This is a genomic window from Psychrobacter sp. 16-MNA-CIBAN-0192, from assembly GCF_040309565.1.
Classification (GTDB): domain Bacteria; phylum Pseudomonadota; class Gammaproteobacteria; order Pseudomonadales; family Moraxellaceae; genus Psychrobacter.
Map to the genome: position 1 here is coordinate 1 of NZ_JBEOOX010000526.1, position 251 is coordinate 251.

General features: G+C 51.8%; 1 protein-coding gene. It reads left to right on the top strand.

The features are described from left to right. The coding region (locus AAEY78_RS14240; RefSeq protein ID WP_352340075.1) for a hypothetical protein at positions 1–196 on the top strand (196 nt) is incomplete at its 5' end. Positions 197–251: the final 55 nt, after the last annotated feature.

Sequence of the window (251 nt, forward strand, 5' to 3'; positions counted from 1 at the left end):
ATATGAAGAAGCGTCTCCAGACGCATGCGGTAAGCATGATAGACATCCTGACGCAGGACGCCAGCAAACATGGGCCGCACTGATGTTGCGTTGCACACGGGCGTCAGGACTAATGTGCCATTCACTACCGTTAGCTCCAGGTCGTCCCCAACACCTAACCTCATTTGGTCAAGCAACTCTTGAGGCAGATCAATGATGATGTCGCCAGTACCGTCCTCAGTTTTCTGGCATTTTACTATCCAGCGCTCAGT